This is a genomic window from Butyrivibrio sp. INlla16, from assembly GCF_900104155.1.
Classification (GTDB): Bacteria; Bacillota; Clostridia; order Lachnospirales; family Lachnospiraceae; genus Butyrivibrio.
In genome coordinates, this window is sequence record NZ_FMYB01000003.1 from 91,820 (window position 1) to 118,038 (window position 26,219).

Annotated in this window: 22 protein-coding genes; 1 reads left to right on the forward strand and 21 read right to left on the reverse strand. The window is 42.4% G+C overall.

Going from position 1 to position 26,219, the window contains the following annotated elements:
* Positions 1-18: 18 nt before the first annotated feature.
* The 12 genes from BLR42_RS02350 to rpmG all read right to left on the reverse strand — a co-directional run bounded on the left by BLR42_RS02350 (position 19) and on the right by rpmG (position 12,892).
* Entirely contained in the window at positions 19-927 is a 909-nt protein-coding gene (locus BLR42_RS02350) for a class I SAM-dependent DNA methyltransferase (protein ID WP_091866323.1), read from the reverse strand.
* 133 nt (positions 928-1,060) lie between these two features.
* On the reverse strand, positions 1,061-1,579 hold the full coding sequence (locus BLR42_RS02355; RefSeq protein ID WP_242829167.1) for a COG2426 family protein: 519 nt from the start codon (positions 1,577-1,579) through the stop codon (positions 1,061-1,063).
* 91 nt (positions 1,580-1,670) lie between these two features.
* On the reverse strand, positions 1,671-5,099 hold the full coding sequence (locus tag BLR42_RS02360; protein ID WP_139165091.1) for an Ig-like domain-containing protein: 3,429 nt from the start codon (positions 5,097-5,099) through the stop codon (positions 1,671-1,673).
* A gap of 193 nt (positions 5,100-5,292) precedes the next feature.
* Complete coding sequence (gene hisC, locus BLR42_RS02365) at positions 5,293-6,360, reverse strand: histidinol-phosphate transaminase (protein WP_091866328.1); 1,068 nt, start codon at positions 6,358-6,360, stop codon at positions 5,293-5,295.
* Between the two features lie 95 nt (positions 6,361-6,455).
* Complete coding sequence (locus tag BLR42_RS02370; RefSeq protein ID WP_091866330.1) at positions 6,456-7,595, reverse strand: YncE family protein; 1,140 nt, start codon at positions 7,593-7,595, stop codon at positions 6,456-6,458.
* A gap of 149 nt (positions 7,596-7,744) precedes the next feature.
* Positions 7,745-8,773, reverse strand: a complete 1,029-nt coding sequence (locus BLR42_RS02375) for a glycosyltransferase (protein ID WP_022760834.1) — start codon at positions 8,771-8,773, stop codon at positions 7,745-7,747.
* Between the two features lie 171 nt (positions 8,774-8,944).
* Positions 8,945-10,375: a CapA family protein gene (locus tag BLR42_RS02380; protein ID WP_091866332.1), complete on the reverse strand. Its 1,431-nt coding sequence runs from the start codon at positions 10,373-10,375 to the stop codon at positions 8,945-8,947.
* A 125-nt stretch (positions 10,376-10,500) separates the two neighbouring features.
* Entirely contained in the window at positions 10,501-11,190 is a 690-nt protein-coding gene (rplA, locus tag BLR42_RS02385) for a 50S ribosomal protein L1 (protein WP_022760832.1), read from the reverse strand.
* Between the two features lie 14 nt (positions 11,191-11,204).
* Entirely contained in the window at positions 11,205-11,630 is a 426-nt protein-coding gene (rplK, locus tag BLR42_RS02390; protein ID WP_022760831.1) for a 50S ribosomal protein L11, read from the reverse strand.
* A 173-nt stretch (positions 11,631-11,803) separates the two neighbouring features.
* Positions 11,804-12,457: a transcription termination/antitermination protein NusG gene (nusG, locus tag BLR42_RS02395; protein ID WP_022760830.1), complete on the reverse strand. Its 654-nt coding sequence runs from the start codon at positions 12,455-12,457 to the stop codon at positions 11,804-11,806.
* Positions 12,458-12,466: 9 nt separating this feature from the next.
* Positions 12,467-12,688 carry a preprotein translocase subunit SecE gene (gene secE / locus BLR42_RS02400; RefSeq protein ID WP_026499430.1) on the reverse strand — a complete coding sequence of 74 codons (222 nt, stop codon included), beginning with the start codon at positions 12,686-12,688 and terminating at the stop codon, positions 12,467-12,469.
* Between the two features lie 54 nt (positions 12,689-12,742).
* Positions 12,743-12,892, reverse strand: a complete 150-nt coding sequence (gene rpmG, locus BLR42_RS02405) for a 50S ribosomal protein L33 (RefSeq protein ID WP_022760828.1) — start codon at positions 12,890-12,892, stop codon at positions 12,743-12,745.
* 365 nt (positions 12,893-13,257) lie between these two features.
* Here rpmG and fliD point away from each other — a divergent pair, with 365 nt between their 5' ends.
* Positions 13,258-14,553 (forward strand): flagellar filament capping protein FliD, encoded by a 1,296-nt coding sequence (gene fliD / locus BLR42_RS02410; protein ID WP_170832609.1) that lies wholly within the window; start codon positions 13,258-13,260, stop codon positions 14,551-14,553.
* Positions 14,554-14,635: 82 nt separating this feature from the next.
* Here the strand turns inward: fliD and BLR42_RS02415 are convergent, their stop codons facing one another.
* From BLR42_RS02415 to fusA, 9 genes are all read right to left on the reverse strand, one after another.
* Complete coding sequence (locus BLR42_RS02415) at positions 14,636-15,904, reverse strand: UDP-galactopyranose/dTDP-fucopyranose mutase family protein (protein ID WP_091866337.1); 1,269 nt, start codon at positions 15,902-15,904, stop codon at positions 14,636-14,638.
* A gap of 167 nt (positions 15,905-16,071) precedes the next feature.
* Entirely contained in the window at positions 16,072-16,404 is a 333-nt protein-coding gene (locus BLR42_RS02420; RefSeq protein ID WP_091866339.1) for a transcriptional regulator, read from the reverse strand.
* A gap of 400 nt (positions 16,405-16,804) precedes the next feature.
* On the reverse strand, positions 16,805-18,406 hold the full coding sequence (locus tag BLR42_RS02425) for a glycosyltransferase (protein ID WP_170832610.1): 1,602 nt from the start codon (positions 18,404-18,406) through the stop codon (positions 16,805-16,807).
* 75 nt (positions 18,407-18,481) lie between these two features.
* Positions 18,482-20,080: a CTP synthase gene (locus BLR42_RS02430; RefSeq protein ID WP_091866343.1), complete on the reverse strand. Its 1,599-nt coding sequence runs from the start codon at positions 20,078-20,080 to the stop codon at positions 18,482-18,484.
* A gap of 88 nt (positions 20,081-20,168) precedes the next feature.
* Complete coding sequence (locus BLR42_RS02435; RefSeq protein ID WP_091866455.1) at positions 20,169-21,383, reverse strand: LL-diaminopimelate aminotransferase; 1,215 nt, start codon at positions 21,381-21,383, stop codon at positions 20,169-20,171.
* A gap of 189 nt (positions 21,384-21,572) precedes the next feature.
* A complete protein-coding gene (locus tag BLR42_RS23445; RefSeq protein WP_242879160.1) occupies positions 21,573-21,995 on the reverse strand; it encodes a methyl-accepting chemotaxis protein in 423 nt (140 codons plus the stop codon).
* Positions 21,977-22,348 (reverse strand): hypothetical protein, encoded by a 372-nt coding sequence (locus tag BLR42_RS23450; protein WP_242879161.1) that lies wholly within the window; start codon positions 22,346-22,348, stop codon positions 21,977-21,979. The genes BLR42_RS23445 and BLR42_RS23450 overlap by 19 nt, the downstream gene beginning before the upstream one ends.
* Positions 22,349-22,729: 381 nt before the next feature.
* On the reverse strand, positions 22,730-23,920 hold the full coding sequence (gene tuf, locus BLR42_RS02445; protein ID WP_022760820.1) for an elongation factor Tu: 1,191 nt from the start codon (positions 23,918-23,920) through the stop codon (positions 22,730-22,732).
* A 168-nt stretch (positions 23,921-24,088) separates the two neighbouring features.
* Positions 24,089-26,203 (reverse strand): elongation factor G, encoded by a 2,115-nt coding sequence (gene fusA, locus BLR42_RS02450; RefSeq protein WP_091866345.1) that lies wholly within the window; start codon positions 26,201-26,203, stop codon positions 24,089-24,091.
* Positions 26,204-26,219 lie beyond the last annotated feature (16 nt).

Below are 26,219 nucleotides of genomic sequence, written 5' to 3' on the forward strand. Positions count from 1 at the left end.
TTTATGTATTCTCCTCTATTAGTTCATTAACTTACCATGCTCTCTCGCAAGCACGTAGATTCGTTCGCTATCCTCTGTTGGCTGTTCGTGCGTATCCGCATCTATCGCGGTTATGAAGCTCATCCCGGCCTGTTCGATGAATGCTTTCATCTCATCTAAAGTGTACCCTCTCTGAAGGTGCGTCTCTATCGATCTCTCAAAGAGTTCCTCTTCCTTGTCGCCACTCTTATCTTTTTTCACGAAAAGTGTGAGATCATATTCATTTATATTCGTATCGATGTCGAAGAAGTTTTCCCAGATAAAGCTGCAGTCCTCACGGTTCTCCGCAATTGTCACGTTTCCGATAACATCTCTGTATTTGTGCAGGGTATTGAAATCGAATAAAAACAGTCCGCCGGGATACAGATAATTATTCACCTTCGTGAATGCCTTCCGTATCTGCTCGTCCTCAATGAGATAGTTTATGCTGTCGCAAACGCTGACTATCGTCCCTGCGGTGCAGAAAAGATCAAGCTCGCACATATCCTGCTCAAGGTACATGATATCAAGTCCCGCCTTTTCCATCTTGTTTCTGGCTATCCCCAGCATTTCTCCGGAGTTATCTATGCCTATCATATCATAGCCAAGTTTAGCCATCTCCTCGGTAAAGCTGCCGGTGCCGCAGCCAAGCTCTACCACCAGGTTCTGCTCCTGCAGAAGTAGTGCCTCTTTGTCCTCTTCTTCCTCTTCTCCCGGCTGTGAGGTGGGGGCGTCAATATCCTGACTTTCTGCCCCATCTTCCTGCGTGGGGTCCTCACTTTTTTTCTTGTAAGGAACAGAAATCCCATATCCCGAAATAAGCCGCGATATATACGCAGCCCAATCGTGATATGGGGTCTCGTCCATAAACTCATCATATACTTTTGCAAAATCGGTATAGGCTTCCATAATCATCTACTCCCTTATTGCTCGACATTTTATTCTAACAAAAATACGTTCCAAAAAAAATAGTGCGATTAAATCTCGCCTCTTACGCATAATTGATTTAATCGCACCATTATTTTTTCACTTACCTGAAATATCAGCCCGCAACACCAACGATAGCGCTGGTAGTAACGAAACTTATAATTCCCATGATTGTACCTGCAAGGGCTATGCCTCCGATAACAGCCATTACGCTTTTCTTAAAATCCATATCGAGGATAGAAGCTGCAAGTGTTCCTGTCCATGCACCTGTTCCCGGAACAGGGATTCCTACGAAAAGAAGAAGAGCCCAGTATAGTCCGCCTCCTGCTTTTTCCTGAAGTTTCATTCCACCTTTTTCACCCTTCGTAAGGCAGAAGTTAAAGAATCCACCGATTACAGGCTTGTCCTTCCCCCACTCCAGAAGTCTTCTTGCAAAGAAGAAAATGAATGGCATAGGGATCATATTTCCAACAGCTATAATTATATATCCAAGGATAAGATTAAAACCTGTTGATGTAAGCGTAAAGCCATGCGCTACAGGTACCGCTCCACGAAGTTCAACAAGCGGAACCATTGAAAGCAAAAACACAAAAATATACTGACCAACTAACGATGTTTTAAAAAAACTAAGCATAAAAAACAGCCTTTCCGATAAAAATCACCTTAAATCAAAACACTCCAAGGCATAATTTTACCAAAAGGCTGCTTTATCATCAAGGTTTATTTCACTTTACCGTTACTCTCACGGTCTTGCAGACTCCGTTCTGGGCATATACATACACCCAGGCTTTACCGGGTTTAAGCCCCTGAATATATCCCTTCTTGTCCACTTTGACAATATCGGGCCGGTTTGTTTCATATCTCAGTTTAGCAATGTGAATGCTGACCTTCTTTGTATATCTGAAGTTTGCTGATATCTTTGCCATCCCGCCCTTTGCAAGCTTGAAGCTTCGCTTTTTAATGGTGACTGCTATAGGATTGCCACGGCTTTTCGATCCATTTACTGCATGTACTGATTTGGAAGTACTTATCCTGTTTATCACGTCTCCTTCCATCTTGTATGCAATCACTATGTATTTATAGTATCTGCCCTTTTTAATTTTCTTTGGGGACCATGATGTCACTTTGCTATTTTTTATGGTGGTGATATATTCCATCTGTATTCCGCATGGTGACCCGTATATCATGTACCCTTCCGCTTCCGGAATCTTGTTCCATGAAAGCTTCAGCGTCTTTCCCTTAGGTTTAAGCTTTGCTGCAAGGATATAATACTTGGTATCCTTTACATCTGTTTTATCTGTATTGGTCTCGGCAATTTCCTTATCTATTGCAGGTTTATTGGCCGCGTTCTCCGGGTCTACTTTTTCTACTAAGGTTGTGGTTATGCACTCCGGGGCACTATCCTTATGGTTAGCATCTCCCACAATTTTGTACCAAATGTAGTAAGTACCTGCCCCTTTTGCCTTTGGAACTTTTGTTGAAAAAGAACCGGCATCCGGAGGTGTGGTATCATTCGTACCAAGCGCATACAGAATTGTGCCCTCTGCGGTACTCCCCAGATTAGCAAGTGCTACATCAAGGTCTCCGCTGATCAACTGATTCCCTGTAGGCCTGGTTATATAATTCGATGGTACTTTATTGACCTTAACCCTGACGCGGGCAGTATCAGTTCCTATGTAGCTGGTTCTATCATAAGGAGTAAAAATCACCAGATATTCAGTGTAGTTGCTGTCAGAAACTTCAGGCTTGGTTGTAGGTTCTGCCCATGCAAAGGTTCCCGGAACATTAGAGGTTCCACCTGACAGCACACTACTTGCAAGTGACTGCCCGTAATCAATCTCAGATGCCACGGGAGGAGTAATAATCCTCGGAGCGTTACCTACCAAAACTGTAGCAACATATTCCGGAGCACTGTCTCTATGATTCGCATCACCAACAATCTTGTACCATACATAATACGTTCCCGGGTTTTTAGCCTTGGGTATAGTAGTAGAAAAAGCACTTGCAGCAGGGGCCGTAACTGTATCGGTCCCCAGGGCATACAGAAGCGTTCCGTCCGAAGTGCTTCCGGGATTTGCAAGCTCCACCTCCCTTTCGCTGCTGTCCTGATGTTTTCCTGTAGGTCTGGTTACATAGTTAGAGGGCGCCTTATTTACCTTGACCTTTATAAGTGTACTGGCAGTCCCATAATAACTGTCTGTGTCATTAGGGGTAAAAATAACCATGTATTCCGTCACCTCGCTGTCAGAAACAGCGGGTTTTATCGTAGGCTGAGCCCATGTAAAGGTTCCGGGAACATTCCCCACGCCACCTGAAAGCACACTGTCTGCCAGTGACTGCCCATACTCAATTTCAGAGGCCACGGGAGGTGTTGTTATAATCGGAACACCCTTGCGTATAATCCATGTCTTGGTGCCTGTCCCAGTATAATTGCCTGTTCCGGTCACTATCACTTCATATCCGGGTGTTTCATTTATAGCAGATGCACTTCGTGTGCCGCTTACAGTATAATCTGTATTTTCAGTAAGAACTATATTTCCGTTTGTCACAATCACGCTGGGTTCCTTACTGCTTCCATCATAATCAAAATGGGTAGGAGACAGAGCAAGATTATTATCCGTAATAGTGACCTGTGTTATCTCAAAGTCTTTAGTGATTGTCACAGTATTCGCATTGGTCCCATCGGAAACTGTGGCATATGCTGTATATTCACCGGCATCGCTGGGCGGCCCGGCCAGGTCGGAAGTCGCCCCTCGTATCTTGTACTTGGGCTCACTTACTATCAAATCATCAGGAAAATCGCTGTCTTTGGTAACCTCAGCAGTAACAGGCGTCCCATCATAGGATTTACTGGTATCTGAAACATTTATAGTTGCTGTATATTCCCTATTTTGAGTATACGGGCAGCCTGTAACAGTACATTTTACTTTTGCAGTATCATCGGAAGGCGTGGAGATATCCCAATCATGGTTATGGATTACACCATCTAATAAAAAAGTATTACTGGCGAAATTTGATTCATGGTCACCCTTTTTTACTTCAGCAAAAATATATATTTTGTCAGTACTGGGGTTGTAATCGTCAGGGTACTTATTTGTATCAAAGGTAACTCTTCCTCTATTCGAAATAGTTCCTCCTACGGGCTCTAACGCACCATAGTACTTACTATATCCGGTATAGTCATTCATCATCCCATTTGAAGGCAAAGCAGAATTCACTATAAGCATTGATATCTGATTCACCTGATTCGCGTGGTTACCACTAATTTCATAAGGAATGGAAAGAACTCTGCCACTTTGAGTTACTGAACTATTATTGGGCTTGGCAATTGTAATATCGCTATCATTAAGAGTCAGTTTATATTCAAGGCGACCACCTGCCGAAACTTGTGATGAGTAAAAAACATGTTCCAGATCAATATTAAGCGCCGGGCTTACACCTACGCCACCTAGATTAGGCGAAAAATGCGGGAAATTTCCACCTGAATCTATAAGAATTGGATATCCACATCCTGTAGATATCCTTTGAGCTGTGCATAGTGATCTGGTAAGCCAATATGTCATTCCATTTTTTCCTTGTTTTTTACGATTCGGATCAGGCACAACAGTTTTATAACCGTAGTTTTCGTTCCCAAGCTCTGCGCAATCAAGCGTAAATATCTTACTGGCAGACAGACTTACAAAAGGTCTATAACTGCTTGTAAAGTTAGTATCTCCTCCACTTGAATTTATTTGTGCTTTTGAGCTCGTTGCTATAGCATCTTTTTCCGCCTCAGAAAAAACATTTGGTTTGGTAAGAAAATCACTACCATTCATGTCATTGTAAAAGCTGGTAGAATTACCATCATAGGTTATAGAATACAGTATGCTGTCACAGTCCAGAAGCATAGTTCTGCCGCCAAAGTCACTTGTATCATTTTGAAGCACGCGGTATTTAACAGGCTCATTATCATATTTTCCAAAATAGACATATCTCCAGTTTCCACCACCCAGTGCCGGATCTCCTATACCACTTGTCCCAAAGCAATAAAAATCAATAAGCGCTGCATGTACAGTTATCTTTTCAGGCATAATGAGTCCATTAAAGCTCACCAGACATAAAACCGGAATCATTATTTTACTTATTAAGCTGTTAAAAAACGAACGTTTTTTCATATCAAGTCAGTCCTTTAGGGTATAGATTGGTTAGCATACTTCATATTAATCTTCGCAAACCCCGGGCGGCTTTTCAATTAATTAGGACTAAACTTTCTATTAGATTTTAGTAAACGATTTTTTATTACATAGGTGTTTTCTATGTAATAAAAAACTGCCGGCTTTTATACCGGCAGGCCTTATTTGCAATATGCTATTTTTCTGAGAGATAATCCTTCAAAAATGCGACAAGCTTATCCATCTCTTCATCCGTTCCGATGGTGATTCTGAGATAATCAGATATCCTTTCGGCATTCCAGTGTCTTACGTAAATTCCTGCTTCTTTCAGGGCAAGGAATAACTCTTCACCGCTCACCTTTTCATGCTTAGCAAAGATAAAATTGGCCTTGGAATCAGGGAATGTAAATCCCAGCTCTGCAAGTTCCTTCTTTACCCGCTCTCTGGTATTAATGATTTTCGCGCAGGTCTCCTTGAAGTACACATCATCCTTGATTGCTGCTACGCCCAGCTCCAGTGATGGTCTGTTCATGGTGTAGGAATTGAAGGAAAATTTCGCATCCTTCAGATATCCTATGAGTTTCTTCGAGCCGAAGGCATATCCTATACGCATTCCCGCCATAGCCCTGGATTTGGAAAAAGTCTGTACCACAAGAACATTGTCATATTTTTCAATCAGAGGAAGTGCGCTCTCTCCGCCAAAATCGATATATGCCTCGTCAATTATGCAGACAGAATTCGGATTGTGAGCTATTACCTTCTCAATCTCAGACACAGGTTCAAATATTCCCACCGGTGCATTTGGATTTGCAATAATCACTCCTCCATTGGGATGATTTTCCTCATAATAGTCTTCGAATCGTATCTTAAAGTTCTCATCAAGCGGAATCTGCTCGTAGGGCACCTTGTAAAGCTCCGCCCAGACATCATAGAACGAATAAGTGATATCCGGGAACAAAACCGGCTTATCCGAGTTAAAGAACGTAAGATACGCCATCGATAACACATCGTCCGATCCTACACCTACAAATATCTGATCCTCCGGGACGTCATAATATCTTGAGAGTGCCTCCACAAGTACCTCGGCCTCCGGATCCGGATAAAGTCTCATATCCTCATATTTCATATTCTCAATAAGAGTGTTGACAGCCGGTGCCGGCGGATATGGACACTCATTTGTGTTTAGCTTTATTATGTTTTTATTCTTGGGCTGTTCGCCCGGAACATACGGATTTACTCTTCTTACGGATTTTTCCCAGCTCATAACTCGCTCCATTTCTGTTGTTTATGATACTTTAACATATTATCACGCTAAAGCATAAAAGTGCAAGCCAAAATTTTTCTTTTACTTCCGTACTTTTAGTACAACGCCTGAACATCCGTTATCTCATCATTTTCAATCTTATAGCTCCAGACAGAATGTCCCGGAACCCTGTGCTCCGTAAGATACAAAGTATCCCCAACCCTGGTGATATTGTAGGGAGTCCCTCCGCCAACAAAATACTCACTGTAAATCTCCTCGTAATCACCGCTTAAAAGCCCGTGAAGATCCTTTGTCCTTATCATGGTGGCTGCATCCTGATTGCCTGTTATATCGGTAGAAACTGTTATGTAGAAGTATCCTCCATCCTTTCTAAGAGCCACCATTCCCGCCATATCATCCGGGACCTCTATCCTTTCCTTAATATCGAAGCTATGCTTATCACACACAAGTATCCCCGATGCCTGTCCGTCAGAGCCTATTCCGGAAACAAAATAAATCTCTTCCCCGTCAATGTAAAACGACCTTATATAGGTATCCTTTGTACCCGCATCCCTTATCTCTGTCAGGTACATCTTCGTATCGTCCTCTGCATGCCTGAATATATACATCTCGCCGGTCGTCGAACTCCATACATAAAAGGCTTTATCCTCTTCATCATAAACTGTATAATGAGGTCTTTTCCCAATATCATTAAAAAGCTGAGTATTTACATAGGAATCGCCTCTCTTCTCATACACAAGGACTCTGTTATTCTCTGTATCATCAACCAGAATAACGCTGCCATCTCCTGCAATCGTATGAGGCTGCTTTGCTTCTTTAGTCAGAACCCGCCACTCATTTAGCGGCGCTGTCATATTATAGTTATATATAATTTGATCGTGATAGCAATCCACAATAAACCATTTATCGTCAATCCTAGTAACATAGGTCGGAACACTTAATGAAAATTCTGTATTGAAAGCATTCTCACCATCCTGCGAGCTCTGATCGCTTTCTACATCTCCGTTTTGCATCAAAACTTCCTCAGATTCTTTTAAGTAACCGTCTTCAGGCCTGAAATCCGCAGTTTCAAGTTTATCATCATCTTTCTCAGTATTCTTTATTGTCACCTGTCCATTTCCCGTTTTACTGCATCCTGCAGCAAGACTTGTACCCAGAAAAATAGAAGGAATCAGCACTATTACAGAAAGTGCCTTATATAATTCAGCTTTTATAAAATTCTTCTTTATTTCCATACTTACACCCAAAAACATATTTATTAGGAATTACGGTGTAATTTCCCATAAGATAAAAAGCTGCTTTTTTTCAGCAGCTTTTTTAATAACAAATATAACTCAATGAAAAAGAAATATCTTTTCCCCAAAATAACCTCTTATGAGCTTATTCAACTGGGATCCGGAACTACCCAGTGATTAGCTTCATTTTCATAATCCTCCGCCTGCTCGAGATTACCCATCTCACGGTAGCACTCAGCAATCTTATGGAGAGCCATATCTCCTCCGCGGTGAATATCAAGAATCGGTGAGGTCTCATACGCAGCATTATAATACCAAACTATTGCCTCTACGAGATCTCCCTTGTTTCTGTAATAACTTCCAAGTTCATAGCACATCTCACTTGAAGGAATGGTCGTGAGATCCTTCAAGGAGTACTTCAGTATCTCCTCAGCTTTCCCATCAATAACCGCTATGTGTGCAAGGACACATGCCGCCTCCTTTATCTGGTCAAGGTCGCGACCATTGTCCTCAATCGACTCCTCGAAGAACTCCTTGGCAAGCATGAAGTCCTCATCCGTTCCAACCATGTAAAGTTCTCTGGCATACATGTTGTGAAGGCGCTTACTAATGTACTCACCTTCTCTGATAGCCCTTCTGAAAGCAGCCAGATCTCTCTGTCCATGATCTTCTGTCGGATTGTGCTTAATCTCAACTTCACTGTTGCAGACAGTGGAATCGAGCTTTATCATCTCATGGATCGGATCGTGCCACACATATTTACGAATTCTTCTGAAAAGCTTAGGTCTAAGCTCTCTGTCATAATTATATACAGTATTATGGCTAAGCTGATTGCAATAATACATCTGAACAACATCAATATTCAGCTCATCAATATCCTCTTTGAGCTGTCTGAAGCGTTCCTGGTTTTCCTCGTCTATCGTCTCATCAGCATCCGCAGAATAGATGAAATCACATGTAGCCTGCTCAAAGGAATAGTTCCTGGCATCCGAAAAGCTGCCGGTCCATTCAAAATCAAACACCTTGGCCCCATAAGATTCCGCAATCTCTTTGGTCCTATCAGTTGAACCGGTATCAACGATGATCATCTCATCAACAAGATCTTTCAGACAATCCAGACAGGTAGCCAGTTTATCCTCTTCGTTCTTAACGATCATACACAAGCTTACAGTAATCATAAATTATCCCTCATAATCTGCGAAATACCGACAATATTTCACTTATATATTACTCAAAAAGAAAATTAATGTCAATGCGTCCGGTCCCACACGAAAACATATCCGGCCCCAATCTCGTTAAGCAAGCTTATAATCGATTGGTTCCGGATATGCTTTCGCTTGAGACCTATATCATTGGACATACCCCTCATCATTGATGGATACACCTACGGACATTTCACGCATGTGGTTAAGGATTGCGGTTTTTCGTTCGCCTGTGGCTTCGTTAACTGTACAGCCGCTTTGAACACAGGGCACGAATTGCAGACCTGTGTGTCCGTCGGTATAGATATTAACGCGTAGAAGTCCTGTATTAAGATCCTTGGAATTAAACAAAAAATTACCAAGACTATATATAACCGGAACGCCATCTATATATCCTATTTTCTGTAATATATGCGGATGAGCTCCAACTATCAGATCCGCCCCTGCTGCAACAATCTCCGGTCCCTGTTTCTGTTGCCACCAGTCAATAGTTTCATCATTCTCAGTTCCCCAGTGGATACATACTATCGTATATGCACCGGCAGCCTTTGCCTCCTTAATTCGACTAAGGAGCTTTGTTATATCAAGACATCTGAAAACTCCGGGCGATGTATCTGTGGCACCTCTTGTGTCAGGATTGTCTATCCTTTCAATCTCTGTAGCGGATATAATGGCTATTTTTATACCATTACTCGACGTGTAGTAAACAGGATGTGAAGCCTCCTCAAGATTGGCGCCTGCGCCTATTCTGGCAACCCCGACACTATCTAAGGTGGAAAGTGTATCAAGAAGCGCCTGCTCCCCATGGTCATATGCGTGGTTGTTTGCGAGTGTAGCTACATCAACTCCCATCTGGTTAAGCAGCGCTGCCGATGACGGATCAGCCCTAAAGGTAAAGGTCTTTCCTTCTATCGGAGTTCCTCTGTTGGAATATGGAAACTCGTTATTTACTACCATAATATCGGCACCGCGCATATATGAAAGAAGGCTTCCACCTATCACACCCTCTATTCCGCCTCCATTCTGGCGGATTTTGTTCATAATTGCATACCCCGAGTCAAAGAGGATATCTCCTGCAAAGGCAAGGGAGACATAATCCGAGTTGGCTGGCGTTATATTGTACTCCCAATTTGCTCCTGAAATATAAGTTTCTCCTGTACTCTCCACAGCCTCTCCAGCGTCATCTGTTCCTTCGCTGCTCTCATCATTCTGGGATTCATCTCCACTCTCTCCGGAACCTTCCGCTGTTTCTTCACCCGCAACAATCTCAGTATCATTTTCACCATCAGCAAGAGCGTTATCCGCTGCGGTAGCCTCACCCTGCAGACTAACATCCGCAGTTCCACCTATATCATCCGAACGCTTCTCTGAAAACGGAAGCCTTGCAGCTACTGTCTCCTCTTCAAAAACATCCGCTTCTACAATTTTTGTAGTCTTCCCTGCTTTCATGCTAAGAAGTGCAACTCCACCGATTGAAACAGTAACTAAAAAAGCGCATACAAAAGCTATTACAGCCTTGTTTGCACCTGTAAAAAATCCGGTTTTCTCATTTTGATAGTCTAATTGTTCTTTTTTCATACCTATAGCGCAGAGAATAACTCCCTGTTCGTCTCCTCGCTTCTAGAATAGCATATTTACAAAGAAAAAGCACAAAATCTTGCGATTTTGTGCTTTCTGATAACATCATATTGGTATATAACTTATCAATACTTGTTTGATACAACCTTGACACCAGGGCCCATTGTTGTAGCAAGTGAGATGCTCTTAAGGTACTGACCCTTAACTGTTGAAGGCTTAGCCTTAACAATAGCATCCATAAGAGCTGTGTAGTTCTGCTCAAGCTGCTCTTCTGTGAAAGATGCCTTTCCGATAGGGCAGTGGATGATGTTAGCCTTGTCAAGACGGTACTCAATCTTACCAGCCTTGATATCGTTGATAGCCTTTGTAACATCCATTGTTACTGTACCAGCCTTCGGGTTAGGCATGAGACCCTTAGGTCCAAGAACCTTACCAAGACGTCCTACAACACCCATCATATCAGGTGTAGCAACTACAACATCAAAGTCAAGCCAACCTTCGTTCTGAATCTTAGGAATAAGCTCCTCGCCACCTACATGGTCAGCGCCGGCAGCCTGTGCCTCGTCAAGCTTTGTTCCCTTAGCAAATACAAGAACCTTAACAGTTTTACCTGTTCCGTGCGGAAGAACAACCGCACCACGGATCTGCTGATCCGCATGACGACCGTCGCAGCTTGTACGAATGTGTACTTCAACAGTCTCATCAAATTTTGCAGTAGCAGACTTCTTTACTAAAGAGATTGCTTCTGCAGCTTCATACTGCTGTGCTCTGTCGATGAGCTTAGCAGCTTCAACATACTTCTTTCCGTGTTTCATCTCTTAGTCCTCCATCAGTCTTCTACTACAACACCCATACTGCGTGCAGTTCCAGCGATCATGCTCATAGCACCTTCGATATCAACTGCATTCAGGTCAGGCATCTTTGTCTCTGCAATTTCTCTGATCTTATCCTTAGAAATTGTTGCAACCTTGTTCTTGTTCGGAACACCAGAAGCCTTCTGGATGTTGCATGCCTTCTTGATAAGAACTGCTGCAGGCGGAGTCTTTGTGATGAATGTGAAACTTCTGTCTGCATAAACTGTGATGACAACAGGAATGATGACATCACCCTTGTCAGCTGTCTTAGCGTTGAACTGCTTTGTGAACTCAACGATGTTTACACCATGCTGACCAAGTGCCGGTCCAACCGGGGGTGCTGGTGTTGCTTTACCAGCCTGGATCTGTAACTTAATGTATCCTTCGACTTTCTTTGCCATAATGGCACCTCCTAGAAATAATGTGGTCAGGCGCATTCCATGTGCATTTCCGCGCTCTCGTATGAAAGCAATACACAAATGCTCCCACTCCAGTTCCCATGAATTGAAATATCTTAATTTCAACTCATCTATATATAGTAGATTGCTCTACAATATACCAAAATTATTATATATTAGCTTGTCACCTTACGAACTTCTGAGAAACCAATCTCAACAGGTGTCTCTCTGCCAAACAGATTAACATTGATTGTAGCACTCTGTTTACCGAAGTCCATACGCTGCACGATACCAACTGTACCGTTCCATACGCCGGCAACAACAGCAATCTCATCGCCTACACCGAAATCGACAGTCATATTCTCTGTCTTGATTCCAAGCGGCTTGATCTCTGCATCTGACAGCGGCACTGGCTTACTTCCGGGTCCTACAAAGCCTGTAACACCTCGGGTATTACGAACCACATACCATGTCTCGTCATTCATGTCCATGTTTACAAGAACATAACCGGGGAACATCTTACGGCTTACTGTCTTACGTGCGCCATTCTTCATCTCAACAACATCCTGAAGCGGTACACGAACCTCAAATATCTGATTCTCAAGATGACGGTTCTCAATAGTCTTCTCAAGGTTAGCCTTAACCTTCATCTCATAGCCTGAATATGTATGAACAACATACCAATGGGCATTCTCATGAGCAGGAGCCTCTGCGGATTCCTCACTGCCTTCAGCAGTCTCGTTTACAGCTTCAGCAGCCTCGTTAGTGCTCTCCTCTGCTGATCCCATAGTCAGATCGAGTTCATTTTCATTCTGCATCTCTTCTGCCATAACACTCCTTTATCCAATCTTGGTGATGAAGTTAATCAAATAACCAAAAGCATAGTCAAACACAGCTATAAGAGCACCAATAATAACAGAAATGATAACTACAGCCGTTGTCTGCTTGTAAATATCCTCTCTTGTAGGCCACTTGATCTTATTGAACTCAGCCTTAATACCCCTAATAAAAGCAGATACTTTGCTCTCCTGTGCATTCTTTGCAGCATTATTTTCGCTCATATCAACTAAACTCCCTTCAACTCAAGGACTTCCTCTACCTATATTATAGTAGAATTACTTTGTCTCCTTGTGCGGTGTGTGCTTTTTGCAGAAAGGGCAGTACTTCTTGATCTCCATTCTGTCAGGATGTGTCTTCTTATCCTTTGTTGTGTCGTAGTTACGGTTTTTGCACTCTGTGCAAGCAAGTGTGATTCTTGTACGCATTGTTCATTCCTCCGTGCGTTATTCTAAAAGGTTTACCGCCTATTTTAAGGCATAAAAAAAAGACCTAAATTTCTGTCGCTTGTACAATATAGCATAGGTCTCCTGCTGAGTCAACATCTTTTTATAAATTATCTGCTATATGCACCTACTTATAATACAACCGTTAACGTAATCGGTCAATTAGTAAATATTCTTAACCGACTTTCTTCTATTTTAAGAATATGTTTATACTTATTTAATTGACGCTATTGACTAGGTGATGATAATGTTAAGGTAATAAAACATGTCTTTGTATGCCCTCGTGTCGGTTGCCAAAGGAATGGCAGAAGCACTCGCACGACATCAAGGAAGAAAGGAGGGGCAGCATGGCAGGCATTAGTGTTAATGAAGCTTATAATCATTTCGCGTCAACATACGTCGCAAAAGAGAATGCGAATGTAGACAAGCATAAGAAAAGCGAACTGCAGAGTGTCTACAAATCCATCGCACGGATCAACAGAAAATCCCCTCTTCATGTTTTAAAACAGGATGATAATGCTCAGGCTGAGGCCGTGGGCATTAAAGAGCATGCCCGCACTCTTAGAAGTCAGCTGGATGCGATCAGCGGCGAGGAAGATGCAGCTCTCAGCAAAAAGTCAGCTATTTCATCAAATCCGGATAAGGTAGCTGTTGAATATGTAGGAAAAGGACAGGGGACCACCTCCGAATTTACAATAGGTGTTGATCACCTTGCCACAAATCAGATCAATGCAGGTCATTTCCTCGTACCCGATGAGGAAGTTGCACTTCCCAAAGGAAGCTACGCATTCAATGTAAGCATAAACGGTCATGACTACGAATTCCAATACAGCATTCGGGATGGCAACACCAATCATGATATTCAGGCAAAACTGTCCCGTCTTATTAATAAAGCAGGTATCGGACTTATTGCCGGAATGCAGGAGGATGCACAGGGACGAACCACACTGATTATCGGTTCGAGTGATACCGGTCTTAAACCCGGACATACACATCGCTTTGAAGTAAGTGAATCTCAAATCTCAGAGAATCCGCACAGTGTGTCCTATTTCGGACTTAACCTGATAGCACAGGAACCCACAAACGCACATTTTTATCTGAATGGCACGGAGCATAGCTCCTCTTCCAACAGATTTACGGTTGGAAATGAATTTGATATTACTCTTCGCGGTGCAACTGAACCGGGTAATCCTATAACAATCAGCATAGAGGATGAAAATGACGCTCTCGTAGAAAATGTCCGTTCACTTATAAACGGTTACAATGGATTTATAGACAGTGTCAGCGATGTTCATGATGCAGGATTCAAGAGTACCAAGCTGGTTGGAGAAACCATAGCAATTGCCGAAAAGCATCTGCTAAAAATGGATGATTATGGTATTTCTCTGAATGAAGAAGGACGAATCGACTACGATTCAGGGCTCTTGAGAGAAAAATCAGCAAAAGGTCCTCCCAAGGAAGTCCTACATCCACTCATGGATTTCGCAAAAGCGCTTATCCAAAAGACTGATGAAATATCCATAGATCCGATGAAATACGTGGAAAGACCCGTATTCAATTACAAGGATCCGCACGGCAGCAACACACCGTCGCCCTATATCACAAGCGAATACAGTGGTATGATGTTCAACAATTATTGTTAACAGTCCGTTCAAATAACAAATAGGTGCACACTAAATCTCGTTGCTTACGCATAATCGATTTATTGTGCACCTATTTTTATTTTCACATTCCTTCTACCATTTCCAATGCGGCGGCGATGACCTGATCCATGTTGTAGTATTTATACTGGCCAAGGCGTCCACCGAAGAGAACGTCGCCGAACTCATCAGAGAGCTTTTTATAGTCCTCAAAAAGCTTGTTGTTTTTCTCATCGTTCATCGGATAGTAAGGCTCATCACCCGGCTTCCAGTCCGCAGGATACTCTTTCGTGATAATAGTTCCTTTGCCGGTACCGAATTCAAAGTGCTTGTGCTCAATAATTCTGGTATAGGGCACTTCACGCTCTGTATAGTTTACAACTGCATTTCCCTGATAGTTATCATTATCGGGAAGATCCTTTGTCTCAAATCTGAGAGATCTGTACTCAAGATTACCAAGCTTATATCCAAAGAATTCATCGATCATACCTGTGTAGAGAATCCTGTCAAAAGTATCCCCTGAAGTCGATGTGAAAGGTTTTGCAGGTACATCGCCATCCATTTTCACAAAGCTCTTAAACTCAGTTTCAGTCTTTACGGTTATACTCCCGGGCAAATTATTTTCTGATGCAACATCCGAAGGCTCTAAAAGAAGAAGCTTCTTTATAACACCGGTATAACCTCCCATGGGGATTCCCTGATATCTGTCATTAAAATAGTTGTTATCATAGATAAATCTGAAGGGAAGTCTTCTTATAATAAATGCAGGCAGCTCCTTGCAGTCCTTACCCCACTGTTTCTCAGTGTAGCCCTTAACCAGCTTCTCAAATACATCTCTTCCGGCAAGAGAAAGCCCCTGCTCCTCGAGATTAGCTGCTTCAAAACCTTCACGAATGTCCTCTCCACTGGCAGCTGCCACATCAAGCTGTTCTGCCGCAGCCTCATCACCGTTTGCAGCACGCTCCTTCAAGATACGTTTCACTTCTTTCCTGGCCTGCTCATCAATAATGGAACGAGCCTCATCAGGAGTTCTGATTCCCCAGAGCTTGCTGAAAGTATTCATATTAAAAGGAAGATTATAAAGTTCGTCGTGATATACCGCTACAGGTGAGTTTATATACTGGTTAAACTCAGCAAAGCGGTTTATGTATTCCCATACCTTCTTGTCGGATGTATGAAAAATGTGGGCTCCGTACTTATGGACATTAATTCCCATTCTATTTTCAGTATAAATATTGCCGCCGATATGATCTCTTTTATCTATTACAAGAACATTCTTGCCTTCTCTTGCCATCTCATGTGCAAAAACGCAGCCGAAAAGTCCTGCTCCAACTATCAAATAATCGTATTTCATTTTTCCCTCCAAAACCATGTACATAATACCGCAGAAGATAACTAAGTCTGCGGCACAATCCCACCATCATGACAGGACACTTGAAATAGTATCATATTTCAGGGCAAATAGAAACCCGGAAGGATTTCCTTCCGGGCCGGTAATCTTCATAATATAAACGGTAAATCTTATGCCTGGTATTTTTCAAGGGCTGTCATGTCGCTCATATAATCAAGCACCTTTTTGCGGCCAACCTTGTTGAGCTTAACATACTGCAGCATCACACGGTTCTCTACAATCTTGTTTCCAAGATCTGTTCCCTTCTCTAGCGTGCTGAAATCAACAGGATTAAGGTTGAGCTTGTCGCACATACGAATAACGGTACCATAGGCCATGCCCTCAATACCTCTGTCAAGTGCTGTTACCAATGTGCTATATGGAATCGACATATCAATCGCGAATTGTCTGACACTCTTATACTGTGCTAAAATTTCTCTCTTAAGTATCTCAGCTTTTGTCATTACATATACCTCCTATCCGTAATATTTATTTCAGGTCTCCTTACCTGGCCACAATAGTAATAATAAAATGCAATCAGATACTTCTGTAGCATTTACAAGTATAACGTATGAACGTTTTTTCGTCACTTATTTTTTTCTTAAATTTTGTGATAAAATTCAATAAATTTATCTGCGTTTTTTGGTCATGTTGCTAAAAAGTGCATGGATTCTGAATTTTTTATAACTATTTCAAAACCCATGCACATTTTTTCGTCTTTGAGATTTCACTCATCCGACAATATTTGAAATATATTTTTAGAAAAATTGGTAATTTTCAAAATATTTAACGAAATTACATACAAATTATCAAAAATATTTCGAAATATTATTTCGTTTTTTCGTGCGTAAAATAACGCCAAAATCAACCCGTTTCCCCAATGACATTTATTAGCTGGCCATTTTCTTTTAGATAAACATGCAGTTTCCTGAGAAGCTTCTCCGGATCAGAGGCTGACGCCGGGATATCTCCCAGAATAATGAAATCAAAGCTGTGTTCCGGCCATGGAAAAGTTACAAGTTCAGGGTTTCCTGAAATCATGTCATCAGCCATATATTTGGAGAGTCCGGCAAAAACATCTACGTTTGTTATTCCGGCGGTAAAGCTGTCAGGCATCTGATACTTTATCGCAGACAACGTAGTTCCCATCCCGGCACTGATATCCAATATTCTAAGCACACGGTTATAAAGCTTAAGATCAGTCTGGCCTTTATTAGGATTGGCATCTTCATCAATTGAAGCTCTTTTATCACTCTCAGCTATCGCAGACATAAGCGCATTCATCTTATCTTCCTCAAGGAGGGTATAATTCCATATATCAAAGCCCCACTTTTCCTTGAACTTCTCCCTGGAAGCCTCCATCGCATCGGTTTTATCGGCAAAACCGCTTCCGCCATGATGATAAATGAATGCATTATGACACAGAATCTGTCTGTAGCCCGCAAGGCAAAGACGTATCCCGAGATCATCATCTTCAAAATATCCGGGAGAAAAGCGCTCATCAAAGAGCCATTTCCTTTCCTCTGAATCCTTCATCATCACATTATTCAGAGCTTCCCTTCGAAGCAGCACGGCAAATCCTGTAAGTCTGCACCTTACCTCAAACGGATTCCACATCGGAACATTATGATCCTTCGCATAACTTTTTGCGGTTTCAAGAGCCGAATCCAGGCTTATTGTACGCCACCATCGGTGTTCTTTGGCATCCGAAGATATACTGGTTATTGGTCTTGTCTCATCCATCGGAGCATTTTGCAGATAAGGTTGCAGTGATTCCATTGACACTTCCTGAGAAGGCGCACAGTTTGTAACTGCCCCGGACGCTCCGTTTCTCTTATCGGCATAGAGTCCCATTTTCATCCAGAATAGTGCATTGGTCATAAGTACTGCATCGTTGTTTAAGAACAATACATCATTTTCCGCATTAGCGGCTTCCAGTCCCTTGTTGCACCCGGCAGGAAAACCTTCATTTTTATCATTTTCGATCAGAATAAATTTCTTGTTTTTTTCCTTCTGCTCCCGCAAATATCGCAGAAGAGCTTCATCTGTCGAGGCATTATCCACTACAACTATCTCTAAATCATCCTTGTGGTAGTATCTCCTGATGGCTCTTATACATTCCCTGCAAAGTTCAAAATCATTATAAGACACAATTACTATCGAAGTCCCACGAACCCTGGCCCTGTCCTTTATTCCTTCAATAGCGTCACGGATTATCTTTTCATCCTCAGGTTCATCGCAGTATCTGATAGCGTTCTCAAAACACAAAAATGCCTGATCTGCATTACGATACCTGTAATACAGACCAAGCATAAAATACAGCTCATAGTTGTCATAGTGAGCCCTGAGTCCTTCTATCAAAACCGCATATTCATCCACGCTGCTGCCTTCCTGCTCGAAGACGCCCGCACGCAAAATATATGATTCCGCTGATTCACGTTCAACTTGTTTAGCATGAGCTTCCATATACATCTCCAAAAAGCAAATCACGATAAATAGTTAAAATAATTATATTAAAGTGATAAGCTTTTTTCAAGAGATTTACTTTGTCTCAAGTGATGCTCTTATAAATTCTCTGAAGATCGGATGAGGTCTGTTGGGTCTGGACTTAAACTCAGGATGAAACTGAACACCAATATAAAATGGATGATTCTTTACTTCCACAGTTTCAACGAGTTTTTCATCCGGTGAAAATCCGGACAGGCAAAGGCCGGCTCCCGAGAGCACTTCTCTGTAATCATTGTTAAACTCGTATCTGTGACGATGTCTCTCATTGATGAGGCTCTCTTTATAGCATCTTTCCATAAGAGTACCCTCTACGATACAGCAAGGATAGCTGCCAAGTCTGAGTGTACCGCCCTTATCTACTTCATCTGACTGCCCCGGCATGAAATCAATGACTTTATGCTCCGATGCATGTGAAAACTCGCCCGAGCACGCATCTTCAATACCAGCAACATTTCTGGCATATTCTATTACGGCGATCTGCATTCCAAGACATATTCCAAAGTAAGGAACATTGTGAGTTCTTGCATATTTTGCCGCAAGTATCATTCCACCTATGCCTCTGTCTCCAAAGCCTCCCGGCACAATGATTCCATGGAGATTTTTCAATCTTTCCTCATAGTTATTCTCATCAAGCTCTTCCGAATCAATCCACTCGATGTTTATATGCGCATTAAATGCAAATCCCGCATGAGTAAGAGCCTCGGCAACGGAGAGATATGCATCGTGAAGCTTTACATATTTTCCAACAAGGCCTATTTTTACTTCCTTGTTTCTGTTTTTTATCATGCTGACCATCTGCTTCCACTCATCAAGTTCAGGTTCGGGAACATCAAGTCCGAGTTCTCTGCAGACTACCTCTGAGAACTTCGATTGTTCCAGCATGAGCGGCGCTTCATACAGACTGCCAAGGGTACGATTTTCAATTACGCAGTCCTCCTTGACGTTGCAGAACAGTGATATCTTCTGAAAAATGCTGTCCTCAAGCGGTTCATCGCATCTAAGTACAATAATGTCAGGATTTATGCCCATTCCCTGCAGTTCCTTAACAGAGTGCTGAGTGGGCTTTGATTTGTGCTCATCAGAGCCGTGAAGATAAGGAACAAGCGTAACATGTATGAAGAGACTGTTCTCTCTTCCTACTTCCAAAGATATTTGTCTTACAGCTTCCAGGAAAGGCTGTGACTCAATGTCACCAATTGTACCACCAATCTCGGTGATTACTATATCCGCATCAGTCTCTCTGCCTACGCGGTACACAAAATTCTTGATTTCATTTGTGATGTGAGGAATAACCTGAACTGTAGATCCAAGGTATTCACCACGTCTCTCTTTATTAAGCACATTCCAGTAAACTTTTCCCGAAGTAAGGTTGGAATATTTATTTAAATCCTCATCGATAAATCTCTCATAATGTCCAAGATCAAGGTCTGTCTCGGCACCGTCTTCCGTGACATAAACCTCGCCGTGCTGATAAGGGCTCATGGTTCCCGGATCAACATTTATATATGGATCCAGCTTCTGGGCTGCCACCTTAAGGCCTCTTGCTTTCAATAGTCTTCCCAGTGATGCCGCAGTAATTCCCTTTCCAAGTCCTGAAACAACTCCCCCTGTTACAAAAATGTACTTAGCCATATCCTCTCCCTTCTATCATAAAAAACATTACACCGAAGTATCAGTTTGGGCTGTATCCTCGGTGTATGGTCATTATTATTCAAAATAATCAAAGCTTCTTAAAACGTTCTATCGCTCTTATTGTATTTTCTCTGCTTCCAAATGCTGTCAGTCTGAAATAATGCTCTCCGGAAGGACCAAATCCCGATCCGGGTGTCCCTACAACATTTGCCTTTTCAAGGAGGTAGTCGAAGAATTCCCAGCTGGTCATTTCATCAGGTGTCCTAAGCCAGATGTAAGGAGCATTTATTCCTCCGTAAACTTCGTATCCGGCTTCCACCAGTCCATCCTTTATTATTCTCGCATTTTCCATATAATAAGCTATCTGCTCTTTTACCTGGCTTCTTCCTTCAGCTGAATATACTGCTTCGCCGGCCCTCTGAACAATATAAGGAGCTCCGTTAAACTTTGTCCCGTGTCTCCTTGCCCAGAGCGGCCATAGCTTTTCACCGCCTGCAGTCAGTTCCTTCGGAACAACTGTATAGCCAAGTCTTAAGCCTGTAAAGCCTGCTGTCTTAGAAAATGATCTGAACTCAATCGCACACTCTTTTGCTCCATCACACTCATAAATACTGTGCGGAACATCATCCTCCGATATATACGCCTCATATGCAGAATCATATAGAATAATTGAATCATTTTTACGTGCATAATCCACCCATTCCTGCAGCTGAGTTTTATTCATCACCATGCCTGTAGGGTTATTGGGGAAGCATAAATAAATAAGATCAGGCACCTCCTCAGGAAGCTCCGGTACAAAGCCATTTTCCTTGGTGCATTTCATATAAATAACATCTTTAAAGCGCTCTGTCTGAGGATCGTACTCCCCGGTTCTACCGGCCATGACATTGGAATCAACATAGACCGGATAAACCGGATCACATACAGCTATCTTATTATCTGTACTGAAAATCTCCTGAATATTCCCACAATCGCTCTTAGCACCGTCTGATACAAAAATCTCATCCGGTTCTATATCACATCCACGTGCCTTATAATCCTTTTCTGATATAGCATTTCTCAGGAAAACATATCCCAAATCCGGGGCATACCCTTTAAAAGTTTCTGCATTTCCCATTTCATCAACTGCACTGTGAAGTGCTGAAATAATCGCAGGTGCAAGAGGCTGTGTAACATCGCCTATTCCAAGTCTTATAATCTCAGCATCCGGATTATTCTCCGAATACTCCTTTACCTTTTTTCCGATTGTTGAAAACAGATAGCTTCCTGGAAGCTTAAGATAATTATTATTTATGCTCGCCATGATAAACCTTTCTACAATAATAATGAAGCGCTGACTGCTCTTCTTTTCATTAAACAGAAAAAAGGCGTCTCGGAACACACTTCCAAGACGCCTTTGCCTTTACCGATTTAATTTACAACTGTTTAGAGCGATTGTCAAGACACTTATTACGCCGATTTTGAGGTTATATCTATCACTCCCTCCGGCTATTTATTTTCCCGATTTACTGATTTTCAGAATCTCATGAAGGATATCTTTGGTGGTCTCCATGTCCTTTTCACAGTCCTTACTTATCTCTATGCTGGACTGCGAAGATGCCGCAACCTCCTCGGATGTTGCCGACAAATTACTTATAGCATCCATAACCTTTGTGTTCGCTTCGACACATTCATCAACATTTTCGGCGATCTTTACCGCTCTGCTGTTAAGGTCTGTAACCTTCTCAAGAATCACTTCGAATTTTTCACCGGTTTCTATGATTATCTCGCTCTGCTGATTAGCTGATTCCACGCATAACTGCATATTATCCGATGCAGTGTTGACCTTTCCTATAAGATCATCTATTGTGGATGCAATCTGTTCTGCCGAGGCCTTTGTATGTTCCGATAGTGCCCTTATTTCATCGGCAACCACTGCAAACCCTTTTCCTGCTGCTTTTTTGCAGCATCCTGCATCTCATCTACCGTTTCTTTGTTTTGCTTGCTGTTAATCCTCACATAGAAAACAGCCATCAATGACATCAAAATTGTAAAAACGGCATCCGTCATAACCATGTTTATTCTTTCTGATACTTCCACAGAGAACATTCTGAAAAGAAATATATAAAGAAAATTCACTACAGATACAAATACGGAAATTATGGTTGTAAGTAATACATCATTATACAGAAGCACCAACAACACAAGACCAACACCGAACGCCCAAAGATATGGTACATGTACAGATCCGAATATTACAACAAAATAGCCTGCCGCCATTCCGCCCATAAGAATGTATCTACGCGAGTACGCTTGTTATACCGTGCAAATCCATATATGGTAATACCAAGAGTTATAACCTGTAATACAATCATTCCCACAGTATTAATTAGTCCAACTCTGTCAGCCCGATATACTATAGTGGATATTATCTCAAAAAGCTGGATTACGCAGGCAAACTTAAATGCCCATAAAATTACTTTCAAAGATATGTTTTTCGTGTATATCCATTTTCCCACCTCACAAGAAAAATCGAAATGCTGCACTTTAATTATTATCTATAAAACATTAATAATCCAATTAAAAATTGATAAACAAAAAACAGTCCTTCGTGGGAACACGAAGGACTGTTCTAATTGCATTTTATGCTGTTAGCTCAAGGCTATGTAATTACTCAACGATTGTAGCAACCTTACCTGATCCAACTGTACGTCCACCCTCACGGATAGCGAACTTAAGACCCTGCTCCATAGCGATGGGGTGAATAAGCTCGATAGACATTGTTACGTGGTCACCAGGCATGCACATCTCTGTACCCTCGGGAAGATTGCAAACACCTGTAACGTCAGTTGTTCTGAAGTAGAACTGAGGTCTATAGTTGTTGAAGAAAGGTGTATGACGTCCACCCTCGTCCTTAGTAAGAACGTAAACCTCTGCTGTGAACTTCTTGTGGCAAGTTACAGAACCGGGCTTTGTGATACACTGACCTCTCTGGATACCGTCACGGTCTACACCACGAAGAAGAAGACCTACGTTGTCACCAGCTTCGCAGTAATCCATAGTCTTACGGAACATCTCGATACCAGTACATACAGACTTAGAAGACTCTTCCTTGATACCAACGATTTCGATTTCGTCGTTAAGGTTGAGGTGACCTCTCTCTACACGACCTGTAGCAACTGTTCCACGACCTGTGATTGTGAATACGTCCTCAACAGGCATAAGGAAAGGCTTATCTGTCTCACGAGTAGGTTCAGGGATGTAAGAATCAACTGTATCCATAAGCTCCATGATCTTATCGCCCCACTCACACTTAGGATCCTCAAGAGCCTTAAGTGCAGAACCACGGATGATCGGAATATCATCTCCAGGGAACTCATACTCTGTAAGAAGGTCTCTGATCTCCATCTCAACAAGGTCAAGAAGTTCAGGATCATCAACCATATCGCACTTGTTCATGAATACGATGATGTAAGGAACACCTACCTGACGAGCAAGAAGAACGTGCTCTCTTGTCTGAGCCATAACACCATCAGTAGCAGCAACAACGAGGATAGAACCATCCATCTGTGCAGCACCTGTGATCATGTTCTTTACATAGTCAGCGTGGCCAGGGCAGTCAACGTGTGCGTAGTGTCTTGTAGCTGTCTCATACTCGATGTGAGCTGAGTTGATTGTGATACCACGCTCTTTTTCCTCGGGTGCTTTATCGATCTGATCGAAAGCAACAGCAGGGCTGAATCCTCTGTCTGCAAGAACAGTTGTGATAGCTGCTGTAAGAGTTGTCTTACCATGGTCAACGTGTCCGATTGTACCAATGTTTACGTGCGGCTTACTTCTGTCAAACTTAGCTTTTGCCATTTTTAAATATCCTCCTTAAATAAAAATGTTACTTCAACATTTTTTCTCATAATAACCGACTATATCGATTATATTAAAATTTACACTTGAAATCAAGCATAAAATAGTATAAACAAGGGCTTTGTGGCACGATTTCGTTAGAAATCGTTGCCGCCCTTAATTTATTTATTAATTTTTGTTGGAAAGTACTTTCTCCTGGATGTTCTTCGGAACAGGAGCATACTTCTCGAAGAACATAGAGTAGTTACCACGACCCTGAGTTCTTGAACGAAGGTCTGTAGCATATCCGAACATCTCAGCAAGCGGAACATGTGCTCTGACAATCTTTCCACCGCCCATGTCGTCCATACCTTCAACCTGTCCACGACGTGAGTTAACGTCACCGATAACATCACCCATGTACTCTTCGGGCATTGTAACTTCAACTTTCATGATGGGCTCAAGAAGAACCATTCCGCCCTTAGCCATAGCATCCTTGAATGCCATAGATCCGGCAATGTGGAATGCCATTTCTGAAGAATCGACTTCATGGTATGATCCATCATAAACTGTTGCATGTACACCAACAACCGGGAATCCGCCGAGAGAGCCTGCCTTCATAGCCTCTTCGATACCCTCGCTGATAGGCTGGATGTATTCCTTAGGAATAGATCCACCGACAACTTCGCTATCGAACTGGTAAAGGTTCTCTCCGTTGGCATCCATAGGCTCGAAACGAACCTTACAGTGACCATACTGACCACGTCCACCGGACTGCTTAGCATACTTACTTTCAATATCGCAAGCATTAAGAAGAGCTTCTCTGTATGCAACCTGAGGTGCACCAACGTTAGCCTCTACTTTATACTCACGAAGAAGTCTGTCAACGATGATATCAAGGTGAAGCTCACCCATACCAGCGATGATAGTCTGACCTGTCTCAGAGTTTGTATGTGCTCTGAATGTAGGATCCTCTTCAGCAAGCTTCATAAGAGCTTCGTCAAGCTTCTGCTGACCAGCCTTGGTCTTAGGCTCGATAGCAAGCTCGATAACGGGATCCGGGAACTCCATAGACTCAAGGATTACGGGGTTCTTCTCATCACAGAGTGTATCACCTGTAGTTGTGTTCTTAAGACCAACAGCTGCAGCGATATCACCTGAGTAAACCTTATCAAGGTCTGAACGCTTGTTAGCGTGCATCTGAAGGATACGTCCAAGACGTTCCTTGTTATCCTTAGTACTGTTAAGTACATAAGAACCTGAATTTGCTGTACCACGATATACGCGGAAGAATGCAAGCTTTCCTACGAAAGGATCGCTGACAATCTTGAATGCAAGAGCTGCGAACGGGCCATCATCTGTTGACTCAACCTCAACCTCATTGCCATCCATGTCAGTACCCTTACAAGCAGGGATATCAACAGGTGAAGGCATGAACTCGATAACAGCATCGATAAGCTTCTGGATACCACGGTTTCTGTGTGCAGAACCACAGCATACAGGGAAAGCCTTACACTCACAAGTAGCCTTACGAAGAGCAGCCTTAAGCTCCTCCTTAGTAGGCTCTTCACCTTCGAGATACTTCATCATAAGCTCGTCATCAAGATCACAGATCTTCTCAACAAGCTCACCATGATAAAGCTCAGCATCATCTTTAAGATCTGCAGGGATCTCTCCGATTGTTACATCTTCACCCTTATCATCGTTGTAGATGTAAGCCTGCATCTCGAAAAGGTCGATAACACCCTGGAACTGATCCTCAGCTCCGATCGGGATCTCGATCATGATAGCATTTTTCTTAAGTCTATTTCTGATCTGCTCAACAGCTCCGAAATAGTTTGCTCCAATGATATCCATCTTGTTGATGAATGCCATACGAGGAACATTAAATCCATCAGCCTGACGCCAAACGTTCTCAGACTGAGGCTCAACGCCTTCTTTTGCACTGAATACGCCTACAGCGCCATCAAGTACACGAAGTGAACGCTCAACCTCAACGGTAAAGTCAACGTGGCCGGGAGTATCGATGATGTTGATACGATGCTCCTGAGCACCGGGCTTAACCTTTCCGTTTTCCTGAAGTGTCCAATGGCATGTTGTAGCTGCAGATGTGATTGTGATACCTCTCTCCTGCTCCTGTTCCATCCAGTCCATGGTAGCAGTACCTTCGTAGGTCTCACCAATCTTATAGTTAACACCGGTGTAGTAAAGAATACGCTCTGTAAGAGTAGTCTTACCGGCATCAATATGAGCCATAATACCGATGTTTCTGGTTCTCTCCAATGGATATTGTCTTTCAGCCAAAGGTTTATCCTCCTAA